This window comes from Ruegeria atlantica (assembly GCF_001458195.1).
In the GTDB taxonomy this organism is placed as follows: Bacteria; Pseudomonadota; Alphaproteobacteria; order Rhodobacterales; family Rhodobacteraceae; genus Ruegeria; species Ruegeria atlantica.
Map to the genome: position 1 here is coordinate 1 of NZ_CYPU01000009.1, position 17,102 is coordinate 17,102.

Below are 17,102 nucleotides of genomic sequence, written 5' to 3' on the forward strand. Positions count from 1 at the left end.
TTCAATTGGTCTACACCCATTCCGCCATATTGCTTGCGCCAGCGGTAATAGGTTTGCTCCACAACGCCGATCTGTCTGATCGCATCCAGACGCGGCATCCCTTGCCCCATCAGAACTTCAACCTGCCGCAACTTCGAGACAATTTCTTCCGGCTTCGGTCGCTTGTTTGCCATTCTTGGTCCTCCGTTTCCTAATCTTAACGGTGGGCCCATTCAAATGGGGAGGCTCAAGATGCTGAAACCATTTCGATTGTACGCACAACCGATGAGGTGGGAACGGTCTGCGTACATTTCCCGCGTACAGGCTATCGCATTGCTGTAGCACAAAGGAAAATTCATGCCTGTTATCCGCATAGAAGTGCCAGAAGGCACCCCCCAAGAGTCTAAGAAGAGAATTCGTAAAGGCGTGAAACAAGCTGTTCTGGACACGCTTGCTCCCAAGGAAGTCAAATACGACTACGTCGGTGTGCACGAAGTCTCCGGCATTTTGGGCGATGGCCTCCCACTGGTTACAGTTGACCTACGCCCAGGTCGCGACGAAGGCCGCAAGAAGGCTTTAGTCGATGCCATTGCGGTGCTGCTGCAAAAGGAACTTAGTTCAGATCCTACCGATCTATACGTTCTTTTCCGGGAAAACCCCTCTGAGAACCACTGTACTGGTGGTGTACCGTTGCCTGCGTGGGTGCCTGTAGATCAGTAGAAAAGTCATCCTTTAAAGGGGAGAGCTGATCGGAACAGATTCCTAAAAGTAGTCATGCGAAGACATCGCGGCGTCAGACACTGTGGCACAGAACGGTCATTCGCTATACTCTGCCTGAATGACAGCCTTGCGAAACGGCGCAGCCGTACGAGATTTTGCAAGCAGGGCGAGCTTGATCGGCAAAGCCCCTTGGACAAAACGCTTGCAAACTGGGCAGCGTCTTCAGTCTAATTCTTTCTCAACAACTACGCTGAGCGGATCAAACTGAGCTTGTTTGACGACGTGGTTGCAACAAGGAGTAATAATAAATGTATCGTTCAATTTCACTGTTTGTTTCCGTTGCGGTAAGCCTTCTGGCCGCCGAATCTTTTGCACAAGGAACGAATGTCTCTCATCCGATGGGCTTTTTTGTTACATCAGTTGGCTTGGGTGACGGAGGAAACCTCGGCGGCCTCGAAGGCGCTGACTCCCATTGCCAAAGCCTCGCGGCGGCTGCCGGTGCTGATGAACGTCAATGGCGCGCGTATTTGTCAACACAGGAAGAAGGAAAACGCGGAATTTCCGCCAGAAGTCGCATCGGGCAAGGTCCTTGGTACAACGCAAATGGCGAATTGATAGCTTCGGACCTGGATCAACTGCACATCTTGCCAAATATCTACTACCGGACTGCGGTTGACGAGAATGGAAACAAAATCAAGGGCCGCGGCGATAGCCCCAACGAACACGACATTCTGACCGGCACTCAGGCCGATGGAACCGCCTATTTCCCTTGGCAGGAGGGAGACAAAACGTGCTCGAATTGGACATCCAATGGCGATGGTTCGGCGACCGTCGGACATCACGATCGTCATGGCGGGGGAAACACATCTTGGAACGCAGCTCACGATAGTCGCGGTTGTTCTCCTGACGCGCTTCGAGGCACCGGTGGAAACGGTTATTTCTACTGTTTTGCCGCTGACTGACACTTCTACCGGAAAGTCTGCAAATAGCTCGGAGTGGTATCAAATGTCCGCCCTGGGCTCTGGGCCGACTTTCGCCGCGGTAATAGCCAATGAGCGAAAAAGAGCCTTCTGCGCCGTCCAAATATCCTGAACATCATTAGCTTGATAGCGTGTTTATTGCCTTAGCGCTCGGTTATGTGCGAGAGCGCCAAGACATTTGGCCCAAGCTGGCAAGCGCGAAGTGGTGCCATACAAAATTGCAATCGACGGTTTGGCGGCGCCCCCTTACCTGCCGACCACTCAAAGAGCTCGCCAGCCGATATCGCGGCGGTAAAAGCCTTCGGGCCAATCCACACTTTCAACCATCGCATATGCCCGGTCGCGCGCCTCTTGCAGAGTATTTCCGCGCGCGGTCACATTCAGCACGCGCCCGCCTGCGGCATGAACCTGCCCATCAACGGCCTTGGTGCCGGCGTGAAAGATCATGTTGCTGCTGTCTTCTGGTAGCTCATCCAAGCCTTTGATCGCAGATCCTTTTACGTAGGAACCCGGATACCCCTGTGCCGCCATCACAACAGTGATCGCATGATCGTCGGCCCAGTTAACCTGCGTCTCGCTCAAACGGCCCTCGGCCGCGGCATGAAGCAGGTCCAGAACCTGGGCACCAAGCCGCATCATCAGAACCTGGCATTCCGGGTCACCAAAGCGGACATTGTATTCGACCAACCTCGGTTGGCCGTCCTTTATCATCAGTCCCGCATACAAAACGCCTTGAAATGGCATGCCCCGGCGCTTCATTTCGGCCATGGTCGGGCGCACGATCTCTTCCATCGCCCGCGCCTCGATCTCGGCGCTCAGGACCGGGGCTGGGGAATACGCCCCCATACCGCCCGTGTTCAGGCCCGTGTCGCCTTCTCCCACGCGCTTGTGATCCTGCGCGGTGCCGATGGACAGAATGTCCTCGCCATCACACAAAACGAAGAGAGATGCCTCTTCGCCCTCCATGAACTCCTCAATCACCACCTCGGCCCCCGCGCCACCAAAAGCGCCGCCGAACATGTCGTCGATGCCCTCCAGCGCGGTCTGTTCGTCCATGGCGACGATCACACCCTTGCCTGCCGCCAAACCATCGGCTTTGACCACGATCGGCGTGCCCTGTTCGCGGACGTAAGCCTTGGCAGGCTCGGCCTCAGTGAACCTTGCATAGGCTGCAGTCTGAGCGTTCGACGCGTCACAGATTTCCTTGGTGAAACTCTTCGATGCTTCCAACTGCGCCGCATCTGCCGAAGGACCAAAGACCAGCACACCCGCTTCACGCAGACGATCCGCGACGCCAGCGGCCAGGGGCGCTTCGGGGCCGACAATTACGAAATCAATCGCATTCTCTTCGGCAAAGCTGACAACCGCGCCGCCATTCTCGATATCCAGCGCCGCACAATCGGCGATCCGCGCAATCCCGGCATTTCCCGGCGCCACGATTAGGCGGTCACATTTGGGATTTTGCATCACCGCCCAGGCGAGGCTGTGTTCCCGCCCGCCGCTGCCGAGAATAAGGATGTTCATGAAGGTCTCCGATCTGCTTGGCCTCGCCTTCCGGGCGTTCTAAGCTGGCCGAGCATTTGACACAAGGCGCTGAAATGTCCGACCTGCTTGATGACCCGACCCCGGGCCAAAACACCCCAGAATACTCCGTTTCGGACATCTCGGGCGAAGTGAAACGCACGCTGGAAGGCACGTTCGGGCGAATCCGTGTGCGTGGTGAGGTCGGACGCGTGTTCACAGCGCGCTCGGGGCATCTGTACTATGACATCAAGGATGACCGGAACGTTTTGGCCTGCACCACCTGGAAAGGTCAGGTTTCGGGCCTCTCGGTGGTGCCGGAAGAAGGTCTTGAGGTTGTCGTCACCGGCCGTCTGACCGCTTTTGGTGCGCAGTCAAAATATAACCTGAACGTTGATGAGGTCGCGGTCGCGGGGCAAGGCGCTTTGATGGCCCTGTTGGAAAAGCGCAAGAAACAGCTTGAGGCGGAAGGTCTGTTCGCACCCGAACGTAAAAAGCCTCTGCCCTACCTGCCCCAGATTATTGGCGTGGTGACATCACCATCTGGCGCTGTGATCCGCGACATCCTGCACCGCCTGCGGGATCGCTTCCCGCGCAAGGTGCTGATCTGGCCCGTCGCCGTACAGGGGTCCAACTGCGCTCCAGAAGTGGCGCGAGCCATCGACGGTTTCAACAAACTGACACCGGGCGGCTCGCTGCCCCGGCCCGACCTGATTATTGTCGCCCGGGGTGGCGGATCGATCGAAGACCTTTGGGGGTTCAACGAAGAAATCGTTGCACGCGCGACGGCCGCGTCGGACATTCCGCTGATTTCTGCCGTGGGTCACGAAACGGATACAACGCTGATCGACTTCGCCTCGGATCGACGCGCGCCAACACCGACCGCCGCGGCTGAACTTGCCGCGCCGGTTCGGATGGAACTTCTGGCCTGGACGGGTGAGCAAGGTGCACGCCTGTCTCGTGCAGCGACGGACGCGGTTCAAAGACGCTCTCAACGGCTTCGCGACCTGTCTCGCGCGTTGCCGCGCCCGGATAGCTTGTTGAACACCCCACGCCAACGCCTTGACTTAATTGCGGATCGGCTGGCACCCGCACTAAATCGCGGCGTGCAGAACCGACGTCTGCAAGTCGTTGAGCTGTCCGCACATCTGCGCCCTTCGACGTTGCGCAATCTCGTTTCGACCAGAAACGAGGCCTTACGCAACCTGTCATCCCGTCTGTCTCTGCGCCCAATCCACAGAGAGATCGAACAACAAAAGCAGAATATCAACAGGTTGGCCGACCGTATGAACGCGGCTCAGGCCACGCGCCTGGATCGGATGCGGCAACAGCTGGACGCCGCTGATCGCCTGCGTGAAACACTTAGCTACAAGGCGACGTTGCAGCGTGGCTACGCTGTGGTCCGAGCTGAAGGCGAGGTTCTGACAACCAAGAAACAGGCGTCAAAGCACAGCGTATTCGAGATCGAATTCGCAGATGGTCTGCTGAATACGGGCCAGCCCACGACTTCACCGGCGGCACCTAAGAAGTCAGCAAAGAAAGATGCACCGGACCAGGGTTCGCTGTTCTAGCCGAATGCGACTTCAGACCCCGACTTCGGGGCCGAGACAAACCATTTCTTCATTGATGTCCTCGGCCTCGTACAGCTCGGTGGCGTCCGAGTTGCCCTCGAACAAGGCGATCAAGTCCCCGTCAGACTTGGTAAAGACCCAGCATTGCGGGTCAATCCGGTCTTCGTAGACAAAGCAGATCTGGCCCGCTTGTTCGTACCAGACACCCTCTTTGCAATTGCCGTCCAGAAAAGACCAGATCACGCGGCGATTTTGCAAATAGCGTTCGACGCCGTAAACCGTCCCCTGAAACCCATAGAACATGGTTTTTCCGCGCGTATAACTGTCGAATTCAGCCCCAGACAAAGCTGACTGAGCCGCTGCCGTCTGCGCAGAAAGTGTCAGAAGAATCGCAATACGCCTGAGCATGGGAACATTCTGACAGATGCCGGTCGGCATCGCCAACAGACAATCCCCTAAAACCGGCTGCCTTAACGTCACCGCTTGAGTTGTAATGGCGATCCCGGTGATGCTGCTAAAAAAAGCCAAATGGGGGACATTTGATGACAACCGCTTTTTTCTGGTTCGCTGCCGCGAGCGCGCTGGCCTATTTGCCGATGTCACCGCGCCCGGCCAGCCCCCTGCGATCCCTCTTCAAGACGGCCTCTGTCGCGCTACTGGCGCTGGTTGCTGTCTTAAGTGGCGCCCCCATCCTACTGACCCTTGCGCTAGTCCTGTGCGCCTTGGGCGACGCGCTGTTATCACGCGAGACGGACTCGACCTTCATGGCAGGGATCGGTGCATTTGCAGCAGGCCACCTGGCCTATATCGCTCTGTTCCTCAGTCACCCATCCAGCGACACTGCTTTGATCTTGGACAAGCCCGGTATTTTTTGGTCACTGATCATCCTCGGGATCGTTGCTGCAACCCTGCTCCCCCCCCGCACCGGTGACCTCAAGATACCGGTTCTGGGCTATATCCCGGTCATCCTTGGCATGGGCATTACGGTCCTCGCCTTGCCCGAGGCGGGCGCGTTACGCTGGGCCCTGCCCGCCGCACTGGCCTTCATCGCGTCGGACCTGATACTGGCGACTGAAAAGTTTCTGCTGCCTAACGGCCATCCGGCGCTACGCATCACGCCCTATATGATCTGGATCCTATACTGGGGCGCTCAGGCGGGGCTTTTGATTGCGTTTTTGTGACCCTTTGCAACTGCTGCAAATCCGCATTAGGTGAGAGGAACACCTGCGGAGACCAAAAATGGCGTTTTTCTCAAAGCTCAAGGACAAGCTGTTCAAATCCTCGTCCCGCCTCGAACAGGGGCTGGATGCCATCGTCGAAGACGGTGGCGAGGAAACGACCGCCCCCGATCCGATAATACCCGAGCCCGAGCCGCAGCCAGAACCAGTTCCCGAAGTTCCACAGCCGGTGCCAGAGACACCTGAACCCGCCCCTGTGCCACAGCCGGTCGAAACTCCTGAACCCGCACCGGTCGATCCAACCCCTACCCCACCACCGCCCGAGGCCGCGCCGTCCAAAGGGGTGTTGGGACGACTGTTTGGCCGTAACGAAGCCAAGGCAGTTGTCCGTCGCACGTTGGACGACGACATGCTTGAGCAGCTAGAGGAATTGCTAATCGCCTCGGATATGGGCGTCGACACCGCACTGCGTGTCACATCCAACATGGCCGAGGGGCGGTTGGGCCGAAAGCTGTCTACGCAAGAGATTAAGCAATTGCTGGCCCAGGAAGTCGCCCGTGTGATGGAACCGGTTGCCAAGCCTCTGCCCATCTACCCCAAGCGCCCGCAGGTCGTGCTGGTCGTTGGCGTCAACGGGTCCGGCAAGACCACAACCATCGGCAAGCTCGCCAGCCAGTTCAAAGCCGCGGGCAAAAAGGTCGTCATCGCTGCCGGGGACACCTTCCGCGCCGCCGCCGTCGAACAGCTACAAGTCTGGGGCGACCGCGCCGGCGTGCCGGTGCTGACCGCACCCGAAGGGTCAGACCCGGCCTCATTGGCTTTCGACGCTCTGACCCGCGCGCAGCAAGACGGCGCAGATCTGCTGATGATCGACACGGCCGGTCGCCTGCAAAACCGTGCGGACCTGATGGAGGAACTGGCGAAGATCGTCCGCGTAATCCGCAAAATCGACGAGACCGCCCCGCACAACACGCTGTTGGTGCTGGATGCCACCACTGGCCAGAACGCGCTGAGCCAGGTCCGGACATTCCGCGATCTCGCTGACGTGTCAGGTCTGGTGATGACCAAACTCGACGGCACCGCCAAAGGTGGCGTTTTGGTGGCACTGGCCGACAAGTTCGGCCTGCCGATCCATGCCATAGGCGTCGGAGAACAGATCGACGACCTCGCCCCCTTCAACCCTGAAGAGTTCGCGGCCGCACTCACTGGCCTGGACCAAACCTGATCCCCCCTTCATCTGGCCCCAAATATCCTCCGGGGGTCTGGGGGTGGAAAACCCCCAGCCTCTCCTCCCAGCGAAAAGACTGACATTTGAGCGACTGGCTGATTTCTCTCGAAGGCACCGAAGCGGGCCATCAGCTGGCTCTTGGCCTCGCTTTGATGGCTGCCTTCCTGCATGCGGTATTTGGCGCACTGCAGAAGGGTCGCCACGATCCCTGGCTGTCCCGTGGGGCAATCGACGCCTGCTATTGCCTGATGGCCGCCCCTTTTGCCTTTTTCGTGGTACCGTGGCCTGAACCCTACATGTGGTCCATCTTCGCCGTGGTCTGGGTGATCCACATCGCCTACAAGGTCCTTCAGGCCATGGCCTATACAAAGGGTTCATACACTGTCGTCTACCCGGTCGTACGCGGCACTGGCCCCCTTTTCACGGTCATCGGCGCCTATCTGCTCTTTGGCGAGACGTTTACCGGGATTCAATGGTTTGGCGTTTTGGTTCTGCTGGCCGGTATCTTCGGCCTGGCCGCCTATAATTTGCGTTTTCTGGAAACCAACCGGGAAACGCTGGGCATCGCGCTGGTACTGGCCATCGCAACTGGCCTGTTCGTCGCGCTCTACACCACTTATGACGCCTATGGTATCCGGGCCACCGCCGACCCGTTCACCTTTCTGGCGTGGTTTTTCATGATCGACGGTTTTGCGATGCCGATTTACGCATTCCTCAGATGGCGCGCCATGATCGATCGCCCAGCCGTTGGTCCATTGATGTTGCGAGGCTTGGCCGGAGGCATCATCGCCCCTATGTCCTTCGGAGCAATCATGCTGGCGACCCGTCTGGACAAGGTCGGCGAAGCTGCCGTTCTGCGAGAAACCTCGACAGTCTTCGCGGCGCTGATCGGGTGGCTGGTGCTAAAAGAAACTGTGGGTCCAAGACGGGTCGCGCTGATGGCATTGATTGCATTGGGCGCCGTAATAGTTGAAATGGGCGGGTAAAAATCAGGAAACCGACATGTCAGGCAAAAAAGAAATCAATCCATTTCTGAAACAGGCGTTGGAGCTTGGGCCCCCACTGGCCTTTTTCTTCATCTACCTACGCCTGCGTGACGACAGTTTCCTGATCGGAGGCACCGAATATTCCGGCTTTATCATCGCGACGATCATCTTCGTCCCGCTGATGCTGGCCGCCATGGGCATTCTCTGGGTCCTGACCGGCAAACTTAGCCGGATGCAGATATTCACCGCCTTCATGGTCATCTTCTTTGGGGGCCTGACCGCTTGGTTCAATGATGAGCGGTTCTTCAAGATGAAAACCACGCTGGTTTACGGTTTTTTCTCGGTCATCCTTGGAATTGGCCTTCTGCAAGGGAAATCCTATCTGGCCTATGTCCTGGAAGATATGCTGCCGATGCGCCATGAGGGCTGGATGATCCTGACCCGCCGGTTGTGCGGCTGCTTTGCGGTTCTGGCCGTTGCCAATGAATTTGTCTGGCGAACCATGTCGACGGACCTGTGGGTCAAAATTGAAACTTTCGCCTTTCCGATCGCGCTGATGGCGTTTCTGATGCTTCAGTTCAGTCTGTTGCAACGCTACATGGATGATCCAGACCACCAATAGACGAACACTGATAATCGGCGCGCAGCTTAAGCGTTTGCTTTCATAATGAGCCGTCACACAGCGCACAATCAGACAAGCCAATAAAAACCTTGGAATAATAGCACGGCTGTGGGACATTGAGGCACCACTCAACACCAGCAGCCGGAGACCCCTCAACCACATGAAGGCACTCCCAAACAGCGGATTTCTGTCCGAGGCATCAGACCGACTCAGGGCTATGCTTTCGGCACTCGCAACCGAGATTTCCTTGGATCAGGGCCAGGTGCTGTTTGAGCAGGGGGACGAAGGCGATGCGCTGTATGTGATTTCTGAGGGCACGCTTGAGGTTTCATTCCTTGCGATGAGCGGGCGCAAGCTGTCTTTGACCCTTATGAAGCCGGGCGAAGTGTTTGGCGAAATAGCGTTGTTCGACAGCGGGCCGCGGACCGCCACGATAGCAGCGGCCGAGCCATCAAGCGTGCTGCGCGTGCGCCGCAGGGACGTGATGGACCAGATACGCCAGCACCCCGATCTTGCCGTCGACATGATCCGTCTGGCGGGCCTGCGTATGCGCTGGATGGGGTCACAGCTGAACGAACAGGTATTCTTGCCGATGCCCATTCGTCTGGCGCGCAAATTGCTGCATCTGTCCGCCCTTCAGGACGACCCCGCAATGCGCATCACCCTGTCCCAAAGCGAATTGGCCGAGTTCGTCGGTGCCACGCGCGAGGCTGTATTCAAAACGATTTCAACCTGGAAACGCGACAATGTTGTCGAGGCATCCCGCGGCGGGCTGATGATCCAGGACTTCAACGCCCTGAAAGAACTGGCCGAATCCGACTTAATCTGACCTTGTGACCTCCTTCACATACGGCGCATGCCAAAATAGCTAATGTCTTAGTTGTTACCGTAGGGGGCCAGAGAATCATCCCCGATATCTGTCCACTGGCCTCTCCCTGTACCAGAGCCATGCGCCTCCCCGGCGTGTGGCTCACTTACTTTCAGCGCCACGTGAAACGGAAAAGGCCGAGGCATTGCCCCGGCCTTGTCACAACGTTTGATGTGGTGCGTTACTCGCCCAAGCTCAGCGCCACAAAGCGGGGGTCGCCACCGCGACGTACAAGCAACAACAGTGATTTACGCCCGGCTTCACGCGCTTCTTCCATACGTGCTTCCAGGTCTGCAATCGACGTTACCTTTTGCTGTCCAGCCTCGGTGATCAGATCACCGGCGCGCAACCCTTTGGAAAACGCCTCAGAGGCTTCATCCACTTCGGTCACAACCAGCCCCTCGGCGTCTTCTTCAAGACCAAGGTCCGTGCGCAGCGTGTCCGTCAGTGGTGAAATGGTCAGGCCCAGAATAGCTGCGTTCTCTTCCGTTGGAGCCTCAGACGTTTCCTCGTCGCCCTGATCGGCCCGTTCGGCATCCTCACGGCGCCCCAGAGTAACCAGAACGGTCTGTGTTCCGCCATCGCGATGCACGACAACACGCACGGCTTTGCCTACGGTTGTCTCTCCGACCTGACGCACAAGGCCGCGTGTATCTTCGACCTCGACCCCATCAAAACTGAGGATCACGTCACCAGCCAGCAGACCAGCATCTTTCGCCGGCCCATCCGGAACATCGCTGATCAGCGCACCGCCCGGCTTGGCCAACCCCATTGCTTCGGCCATGTCCTCGGTCACGTCCTGAATGCGAACGCCCAGCCAACCACGGCGGGTTTCGCCGAATTCGCGCAGTTGGTCGACCACCTTGACCACAACGTTGGACGCCATCGAAAAGCCGATCCCGATCGAGCCACCGTTGGGCGACAGGATCGCAGTGTTTACACCAATCACCTCACCATTCATGTTGAACAGCGGGCCGCCCGAGTTGCCCCGGTTGATGGCCGCGTCGGTCTGGATGTAGTCGTCATACGAACCGCTCAGCGCCCTGTTGCGGGCCGAAACGATCCCGGCCGAAACCGAGAAGCCCTGCCCCAACGGGTTGCCCATGGCAATAACCCAATCACCGACACGGGCGACGTCACTGTCGCCAAACTGCACGTATTGCAGCGGGCCCGGGGCCGCGACTTTCAGCAGCGCAATATCGGTTTTCTCGTCCGTGCCGATCACCTTGGCAGGCAGTTCCTCCGGCGGCTGTCCATCACCGGGGAAGAACTCCACCAGGATTTCATCGGCCTCGGCGATCACGTGATTGTTGGTGACGATGTAGCCGTCTTCAGAAATCACGAACCCCGAACCCAGCGCGTTGCTGCGGCGCGGGCGATTTTCATCATCACCGTTCCGGTCCTGAAAATCGCGAAAGAAATCTTCGAACGGTGATCCCTCGGGCACAATGCCCTGCGGGCCGGTCTGGCCTTCGATCAACGTTGAGGTGGTAATGTTGACCACGGCCGGGCTGATCTTTTCTGCCAGTGGCGCCAGGCTTTCGCTCCGCGCCTGTGCTGCGACGGATTGGGCCAGAACAAGAATCATCCCCGCAATGGCCAGCCACATCAGCCGCATGAAACCAACACCCTCGCCCTGCCGGACTGAAATACTGCGTGCTTGTGCCTGCACTTGGGAACTCCTTGTCAACAAGTCTTGTAAAACTGCCCTCGGGCAAATCTTCTCAGGAACCAATGTAGTCGGTTTGTCCTTGCCCGCAACTCGGGATCGCGGGGAAATCACCTGCAAGTGAGGTCACAGCATCAAAACCCAACCTGATAGGCCCCCCATAGCAGGAGAAAGCCACTGACCACGCTCAGCAAACCGGCCAGCCGCCGCGCCTGCTCGGGTAGGGACCGCAATGTCTCTAACATGCGCTCAATAAGCAAAGGGGCCAGCGCATAGGCCAGCCCCTCTACAATCAATACCAGCCCGAAAGCCAGAAGGATCAGCCCCATTATTCGGAGGCCGCAGCAGCCGGAGCTTGCCGTCCGGTTGGCGAACCGAGGTAGTTGAAGAACTCGGAATCCGGGCTCAGAACCAACGAGCTATTGCCGCCCTGCAACGCGTTCTCATACGCGGTCAGCGAACGGTAGAATTCAAAGAACTCCGGGTCAGCGCCATAGGCTTCCGCAAAGATCGCGTTACGTTCAGCGTCCGCTACACCACGGGTGATTTCGGCCTCACGACGGGCATCTGACACCAGCTCGACCACGGTCCGGTCAGCCTGCGCGCGGATACGCTGCGCGGCTTCCTTACCTCGGGCGCGCTCATCGGTAGCCTCACGTTCCCGTTCAGCTTTCATCCGGTCGAAGGTCGCTTCCAAGTTGGCCTGGGGAAGATCAGTCGCCTTCAATCGCACGTCGATTACAGTCACGCCCAGCGCCTGTGCTTCGGCAATCGCGCTGTTTCGGATGCGCAGCATCAGCGCCGCACGGTCCGAGCTCAGGATGTCACGAGACGAAACCGAGCCCAGAACTTCGCGGGTTTCGGCTCGCAAAATACGATCCAGACGATCCTCGGCAACCGGGATACCGCCGACACCAACGGCCTGACGGAACCGATTCAAATCTGAAATCCGGTAACGTGCGAATGCATCGACAACCAGACGCCGATCGTCCAGAGGCGTCACCTCAAGAGGCTGTACGTCAATAGACAGGATACGGTCGTCATAGCGGACAACTTCTTGAATCACCGGGATTTTGAACGCCAGACCGGGGTCTTCCTTGACCGCGACGACACGACCAAATTGCAAGACCAGCGCGCGTTCACGTTCGTCCACGATGAAGATCGAAGACAGGCCAACGACGCCAAGGATCACGACAAGAATGAGGATAATGGGTGATTTACGCATCAGTTGCTCTCCCCGGCTGGGCTACGACGCAGCTCGTTCAGCGGCAGATAGGGCACAACACCCTGCCCTTGCCCGGATGAGTTCTGGTCCAGAATGATTTTGTCAACGTCACCCAGAATCTGCTCCATACGCTCCAGATACAGACGCTTACGCGTCACATCGGGCGCTTTGGAGTATTCTTCCAGAACTGCGCTAAAGCGGCTGGCTTCACCCCGCGCACTGTTGATCTGTTGGGCACGATATCCTTCTGCCTCTTCCAGAACCTGCGCAGCTTCACCACGGGCTTGGGCAAGTGCCTGGTTCGCGTAGGCGTCCGCAATATTCTGTTCGCGGTCACGCTCCTGCGCCGCGGCTTGAACGTCGCGGAACGCGGCAATTACGTCCTGCGGTGGGTCGGCTTTGTCAAAGTTGACGCGGACAATGTTGATCCCTGAATCATAGCTGTCCATTGTGGACTGGATCAGTTCCTGCAAGCGATCCGCGATTACACCACGATCCCTGTTCAGGATCGGTGCCAGTTCGCTTTGCGCAATAATCTCTCGCATCGCTGATTCCGACACCGCGCGGATCGTTTGGACCGGATCACGCAGGTTGAACAGAAACTTTGCAGGGTCGTTGATGTTCCAGACGACTTGATAGTCGATATCGACCACGTTTTCGTCGCCGGTCAGCATCAAGCCATCATCGCTGCCGCGCGCGCCGCCCATATCTTCGTTCTGTTCACGGGTGACCGGGATGACTTCGGCGGTAACGAAAGGCCAGGGCGCAAAGTTTAGACCCGGATTTCCGACGGCCGAGAATTCGCCGAGGAACAACTCAACCGACTGTTCTTCGGGCTTGACCGTGTAAAAACTGGCCGCCCCCCACAATACCGCCGCGACGACGACACCAATAAGAACCGTACCTTTTGTGAAGATGGGGCCACCGCCGCCAGAGCCCTGACCGTTGCCACCTCGGCCTGAACCGCCGCGGCCGCCCATAAGGACGCGCAGCTGTTCCTGGCCTTTCTTCATCAGCTCATCAATCTCGGGGATCTGCGGACCATCGCCTTCGGGGGGCTTGCGCCCATCACCGTTGTCACCCCGATTTCCTCCGCCGCCCGAGGAGCCTCCGCCCCCCCAGGGGCCGCCGCTATTGCCCGCCATATGTATCTATTCCCTTGTGTTGGACCGTGTGATCACGGGTTCCCTTGTAACTTGTGTGCGCGCGGTTGCAAATCAAGCAGTGCGCACAGGTTGCCGCATTGTTACCAATTCCTCTGCCATCACCGGATGAACGGCAACCGTGCGGTCGAAATCTTCCTTGGTTGCGCCCATTTTGACGGCAATGCCAGCCAGCTGGATCATCTCACCCGCGCCCGGCGCGACGATGTGGCAGCCCAGAACTTTACGAGTCGCCTGGCTGACGATCAGCTTCATCAACACGCGCTGCGTTCCACCGGCAAAGGCTTTTTGCATTGGTTTGAACGATGTCGCGTAAACCTCAATCGGTTCCTGTGCCGCGCCTTCTTCTTCGCTCAGGCCTACCGTTCCGAATTCCGGTTGGGTGAAGATCGCGGTCGGGATCAGTTCATGATCCACAGGCGTCGGGTTGCCCTTGAACACGGTTTCGACAAAGGCCATCCCCTCGCGGATCGCGACGGGTGTCAAGTTCACGCGGTCGGTCACGTCGCCGATGGCATAGATCGAGGGTACGCCAGTCTGGCTGTACTCATCCACCACGATCTCACCTTTGCGGCCACGTTCCACGCCCAGCGCCTCGAGGCCCAGATTATCCGCATTCGGGGCACGCCCGGTGGCGTACATGACCACGTCGAACTGATCCTCGGTGCCATCGGTGGCCTTGACGCGAATCTTGTCGCCTTCTTTGGTCATTTCCAGCACATTGGTGCCCAAACGAACATCGATGCCGTTCTGGCGCATCTCTTCGCAGATCAGGCCACGCGCCTCTTCGTCGAATCCTCGCAGAATTTGCGCGCCGCGGTAGAATTGAGTGGTCTTGACGCCCATCCCGTTCATGATACCGGCGAATTCGCTGGCGATATAGCCGCCACCGACAATCAGAATGCTTTGGGGCAGCTTCTCAAGGTGGAAGATCTCGTTCGACGTGATCGCTAGGTCCGATCCCGGGAACTCGGGCACGACCGGACGACCGCCTGTAGCGATCAGGATATGCTTGGCTGTCTTGCGTGTCCCATCCGCCAATTCGACCGTATGTGGATCCACAACGGTCGCCCGCTGGTCAGAACTTTCAACGCCGTTGTTTTTCAGGATATTGCGGTAGATGCCTTCAAGCCGGTCCAGTTCAGTCACCAGCTTGCCGTGAAAAGTATCCCAGTTCAAAGCACCGGCCTGAATGTCCCAGCCATAGGCTTGCGCATCACCGACCATACCCGAGAATTCGCTGGCGAAGACCATCAGCTTCTTGGGCACACAGCCTCGGATGACACAGGTGCCGCCGTAGCGGTCTTCTTCGGCCAGCCCCACCTTGGCACCGTTCTCACCAGCTGCCACACGTGCGGCCCGGACCCCACCTGAGCCTCCGCCGATAACGAACAGATCATAGTCAAAGCTCATTTGTCCTGCCTCTTCCAAATTTCCGCAAGCGCCCGCAGGCCTTGCATGGGGTGTACTCTATCTCGCGCTGCTGTCCAGAGTGATCGCCGGGGCGCCGGCCTCTTCGATTTCTCGAACTTGCGCAGAGAACCGCAACAGCGTTCTGAACAAACGCCCAGATATGGTTCCGATTGTTTTATTCAACGGCAGCCTCCGCGTCTTGGATTGGTCAAACCAAGTGCCAAATTGTACGTGTCCCAAATCGCTCGCGGTCACGACTTCACTCAAAACAATGTAGCGTCCGAATAAAACGAGTGACGTAAAGCGATCTGTGTCTGTTCCGCTTAATCCGCCAGATCTGAGAACAAGTTCTCGCCTGCCTCCACCGACTGATCAAGTTCGATCGTTCCATCGTTGATATCGCGCAACTCGACCCGACCATCGCCGTGGCCGATCACAACTTTGTCACAGATGTCGATGAACAAACCATTCTCGACCACACCCGGAACCTGATTAAGCACTAGCGCCAGTTGCCTGGCATTTCCGATGCGCTGAAGGTGGAGGTCCAGAATGTGATTGCCCTCATCCGTGACAAACGGCGCCTTTCCGTTCATGCGCAGCGCGGCAGAAGTGCCCAGAACGTCCATGGTATCCAGCGCCTCTTGGATCAGCGTGCGCGTAGTCTGCCAGCCAAAAGGGATAACCTCGACCGGCAACGGGAATGCGCCCAGTGTTTCGACCTCTTTCCCGGCATCAGCAATGACGATCATCTGATCGCTTGCCGTGGCAACGATCTTTTCCTGCAGATGCGCGCCGCCCCCACCTTTGATCAGGTTCAGATCGCCGTCGAATTCATCCGCGCCGTCGATGGTCAGGTCCAGCCAACCCACCTGATCCAGCGAGACAACCTCGATCCCCAACTCACGAGCCAGTTGCGCGGTGCGGGTTGAGGTCGGAACAGCCTTAATCCGCAAACCTTCCTCCTGCACCCGCTCTCCCAGACGGCGGACCATCCAGGCGGCCGTTGATCCGGTGCCCAGCCCAACGCGCATTCCGTCCTGAACCATATCAGCGGCCTGTCGCGCCGCGGCATATTTGGCTTTGTCCATGGGTGACAAATCTCCGGTCATTGTTGCATTCCCCCTTGGTATTGCGGAATTTATACGGAATGTCCGACGCAACTGCGAGCGCCAATTCGCCGATCCAACAGGCCAACTTTTCGCGAAACTACGCGTTTCCTATTGGAAACGTCGCAATCGAGACGTTCGACATCCCTGCTGATGTATACATACAGCCCATGAACGCGCCCTATAGATTGCACTTTGCCCCCGACAACGCCTCTCTGGTGATCAGACTGGTGTTGGAAGAGATGGGCCTGCCTTATGAGACGGCTTTGGTGGATCGTCGGCAAAACGCACAGAATGGCGCGGCTTACAGAGGGTTGAATCCGAACGGCCTGATCCCGGTTCTTGAAACGCCACAAGGTCCGATCTTTGAAACAGCCGCCATCCTTTTGTGGCTGGCAGATACACATGCGCAACTGGCTCCCGCCTCTGACAACCCGGATCGGGCTGCGTTCCTGAAATGGCTCTTTTTCGCATCGAACACTATACATGCCGATCTGCGCATCCTGTTCTATGCCGAAAAATACATCGACGCGGCACAGGCCGAAACCTTGCGCAACGGTATCCGCCCGCGCCTACGCCAACATCTTCGGGTTCTGGATGATGTTGCTAAAACTTCGCCCAGTTGGTTGCACGCCGATCAGCCCTCGGTCCTTACATACTACCTTGCCTGCCAGATGCGGTGGATGTCCCTTTACCCGGAGCGCGCTGATCGCAGTTGGTATCAATTGGCGGATACGCCTTACCTGCAAACCATTCTGATGCGCCTGGAAAGCCGTCCCGCAACCCGGGCTGCCATCGCGGCCGAGGGGTTGGGGGTTACCCCCTTCACTAGTCCATCTTATGCTCACCCTCCAGAAGGCTCTGCTACCTGAT

Annotated in this window: 18 protein-coding genes; 9 read left to right on the plus strand and 9 right to left on the minus strand. The window is 57.8% G+C overall.

What is annotated here, in order from left to right; translation table 11 throughout:
• The coding region (locus tag RUA4292_RS01990; RefSeq protein ID WP_082636957.1) for a transposase at positions 1–173 on the minus strand (173 nt) is incomplete at its 3' end.
• A gap of 163 nt (positions 174–336) precedes the next feature.
• Here RUA4292_RS01990 and RUA4292_RS01995 point away from each other — a divergent pair.
• Positions 337–699: a tautomerase family protein gene (locus tag RUA4292_RS01995; RefSeq protein ID WP_058276083.1), complete on the plus strand. Its 363-nt coding sequence runs from the start codon at positions 337–339 to the stop codon at positions 697–699.
• 308 nt (positions 700–1,007) lie between these two features.
• The gene (locus RUA4292_RS02000; RefSeq protein WP_058276084.1) at positions 1,008–1,661 is read left to right on the plus strand and encodes a hypothetical protein; all 654 of its coding nucleotides are present in this window, start codon (positions 1,008–1,010) and stop codon (positions 1,659–1,661) included.
• Positions 1,662–1,940: 279 nt separating this feature from the next.
• Here RUA4292_RS02000 and purD read toward each other — a convergent pair whose 3' ends face one another.
• Positions 1,941–3,203 (minus strand): phosphoribosylamine--glycine ligase, encoded by a 1,263-nt coding sequence (purD, locus tag RUA4292_RS02005; protein WP_058276085.1) that lies wholly within the window; start codon positions 3,201–3,203, stop codon positions 1,941–1,943.
• Between the two features lie 74 nt (positions 3,204–3,277).
• On the opposite strand from purD, the gene xseA reads away from it, so the two are divergent.
• Positions 3,278–4,771, plus strand: a complete 1,494-nt coding sequence (gene xseA / locus RUA4292_RS02010; protein WP_058276086.1) for an exodeoxyribonuclease VII large subunit — start codon at positions 3,278–3,280, stop codon at positions 4,769–4,771.
• Positions 4,772–4,783: 12 nt separating this feature from the next.
• Here xseA and RUA4292_RS02015 read toward each other — a convergent pair whose 3' ends face one another.
• Positions 4,784–5,179, minus strand: coding sequence for a hypothetical protein (locus tag RUA4292_RS02015; RefSeq protein WP_058276113.1), 396 nt, complete (start codon positions 5,177–5,179; stop codon positions 4,784–4,786).
• Between the two features lie 134 nt (positions 5,180–5,313).
• Between RUA4292_RS02015 and RUA4292_RS02020 the strand changes: the two genes are divergently transcribed.
• From RUA4292_RS02020 to RUA4292_RS02040, 5 genes are all read left to right on the plus strand, one after another.
• Positions 5,314–5,952 carry a lysoplasmalogenase gene (locus tag RUA4292_RS02020; RefSeq protein ID WP_058276087.1) on the plus strand — a complete coding sequence of 213 codons (639 nt, stop codon included), beginning with the start codon at positions 5,314–5,316 and terminating at the stop codon, positions 5,950–5,952.
• A 58-nt stretch (positions 5,953–6,010) separates the two neighbouring features.
• Positions 6,011–7,174, plus strand: coding sequence for a signal recognition particle-docking protein FtsY (gene ftsY / locus RUA4292_RS02025; protein ID WP_058276088.1), 1,164 nt, complete (start codon positions 6,011–6,013; stop codon positions 7,172–7,174).
• A gap of 86 nt (positions 7,175–7,260) precedes the next feature.
• The gene (locus tag RUA4292_RS02030; RefSeq protein ID WP_058276089.1) at positions 7,261–8,163 is read left to right on the plus strand and encodes a DMT family transporter; all 903 of its coding nucleotides are present in this window, start codon (positions 7,261–7,263) and stop codon (positions 8,161–8,163) included.
• A 16-nt stretch (positions 8,164–8,179) separates the two neighbouring features.
• On the plus strand, positions 8,180–8,785 hold the full coding sequence (locus tag RUA4292_RS02035) for an inner membrane-spanning protein YciB (RefSeq protein WP_058276114.1): 606 nt from the start codon (positions 8,180–8,182) through the stop codon (positions 8,783–8,785).
• Between the two features lie 160 nt (positions 8,786–8,945).
• On the plus strand, positions 8,946–9,614 hold the full coding sequence (locus tag RUA4292_RS02040; protein ID WP_058276090.1) for a Crp/Fnr family transcriptional regulator: 669 nt from the start codon (positions 8,946–8,948) through the stop codon (positions 9,612–9,614).
• 220 nt (positions 9,615–9,834) lie between these two features.
• Here RUA4292_RS02040 and RUA4292_RS02045 read toward each other — a convergent pair whose 3' ends face one another.
• The 6 genes from RUA4292_RS02045 to rpiA form a co-directional block, all read right to left on the minus strand.
• Complete coding sequence (locus tag RUA4292_RS02045; RefSeq protein ID WP_058276091.1) at positions 9,835–11,325, minus strand: Do family serine endopeptidase; 1,491 nt, start codon at positions 11,323–11,325, stop codon at positions 9,835–9,837.
• 131 nt (positions 11,326–11,456) lie between these two features.
• A complete protein-coding gene (locus RUA4292_RS02050; RefSeq protein WP_058276092.1) occupies positions 11,457–11,651 on the minus strand; it encodes a DUF2065 domain-containing protein in 195 nt (64 codons plus the stop codon).
• On the minus strand, positions 11,651–12,547 hold the full coding sequence (gene hflC / locus RUA4292_RS02055) for a protease modulator HflC (protein ID WP_058274842.1): 897 nt from the start codon (positions 12,545–12,547) through the stop codon (positions 11,651–11,653). Before hflC ends, RUA4292_RS02050 begins: the two co-directional genes overlap by 1 nt.
• Positions 12,547–13,692, minus strand: coding sequence for an FtsH protease activity modulator HflK (gene hflK / locus RUA4292_RS02060; protein ID WP_058274841.1), 1,146 nt, complete (start codon positions 13,690–13,692; stop codon positions 12,547–12,549). The genes hflC and hflK overlap by 1 nt, the downstream gene beginning before the upstream one ends.
• 72 nt (positions 13,693–13,764) lie before the next feature.
• Positions 13,765–15,123: a glutathione-disulfide reductase gene (gene gor / locus RUA4292_RS02065; RefSeq protein ID WP_058274840.1), complete on the minus strand. Its 1,359-nt coding sequence runs from the start codon at positions 15,121–15,123 to the stop codon at positions 13,765–13,767.
• A 323-nt stretch (positions 15,124–15,446) separates the two neighbouring features.
• Positions 15,447–16,232 (minus strand): ribose-5-phosphate isomerase RpiA, encoded by a 786-nt coding sequence (rpiA, locus tag RUA4292_RS02070; RefSeq protein WP_058276093.1) that lies wholly within the window; start codon positions 16,230–16,232, stop codon positions 15,447–15,449.
• A gap of 167 nt (positions 16,233–16,399) precedes the next feature.
• On the opposite strand from rpiA, the gene RUA4292_RS02075 reads away from it, so the two are divergent.
• Positions 16,400–17,101, plus strand: a complete 702-nt coding sequence (locus RUA4292_RS02075; RefSeq protein ID WP_058276115.1) for a glutathione S-transferase family protein — start codon at positions 16,400–16,402, stop codon at positions 17,099–17,101.
• Position 17,102 lies beyond the last annotated feature (1 nt).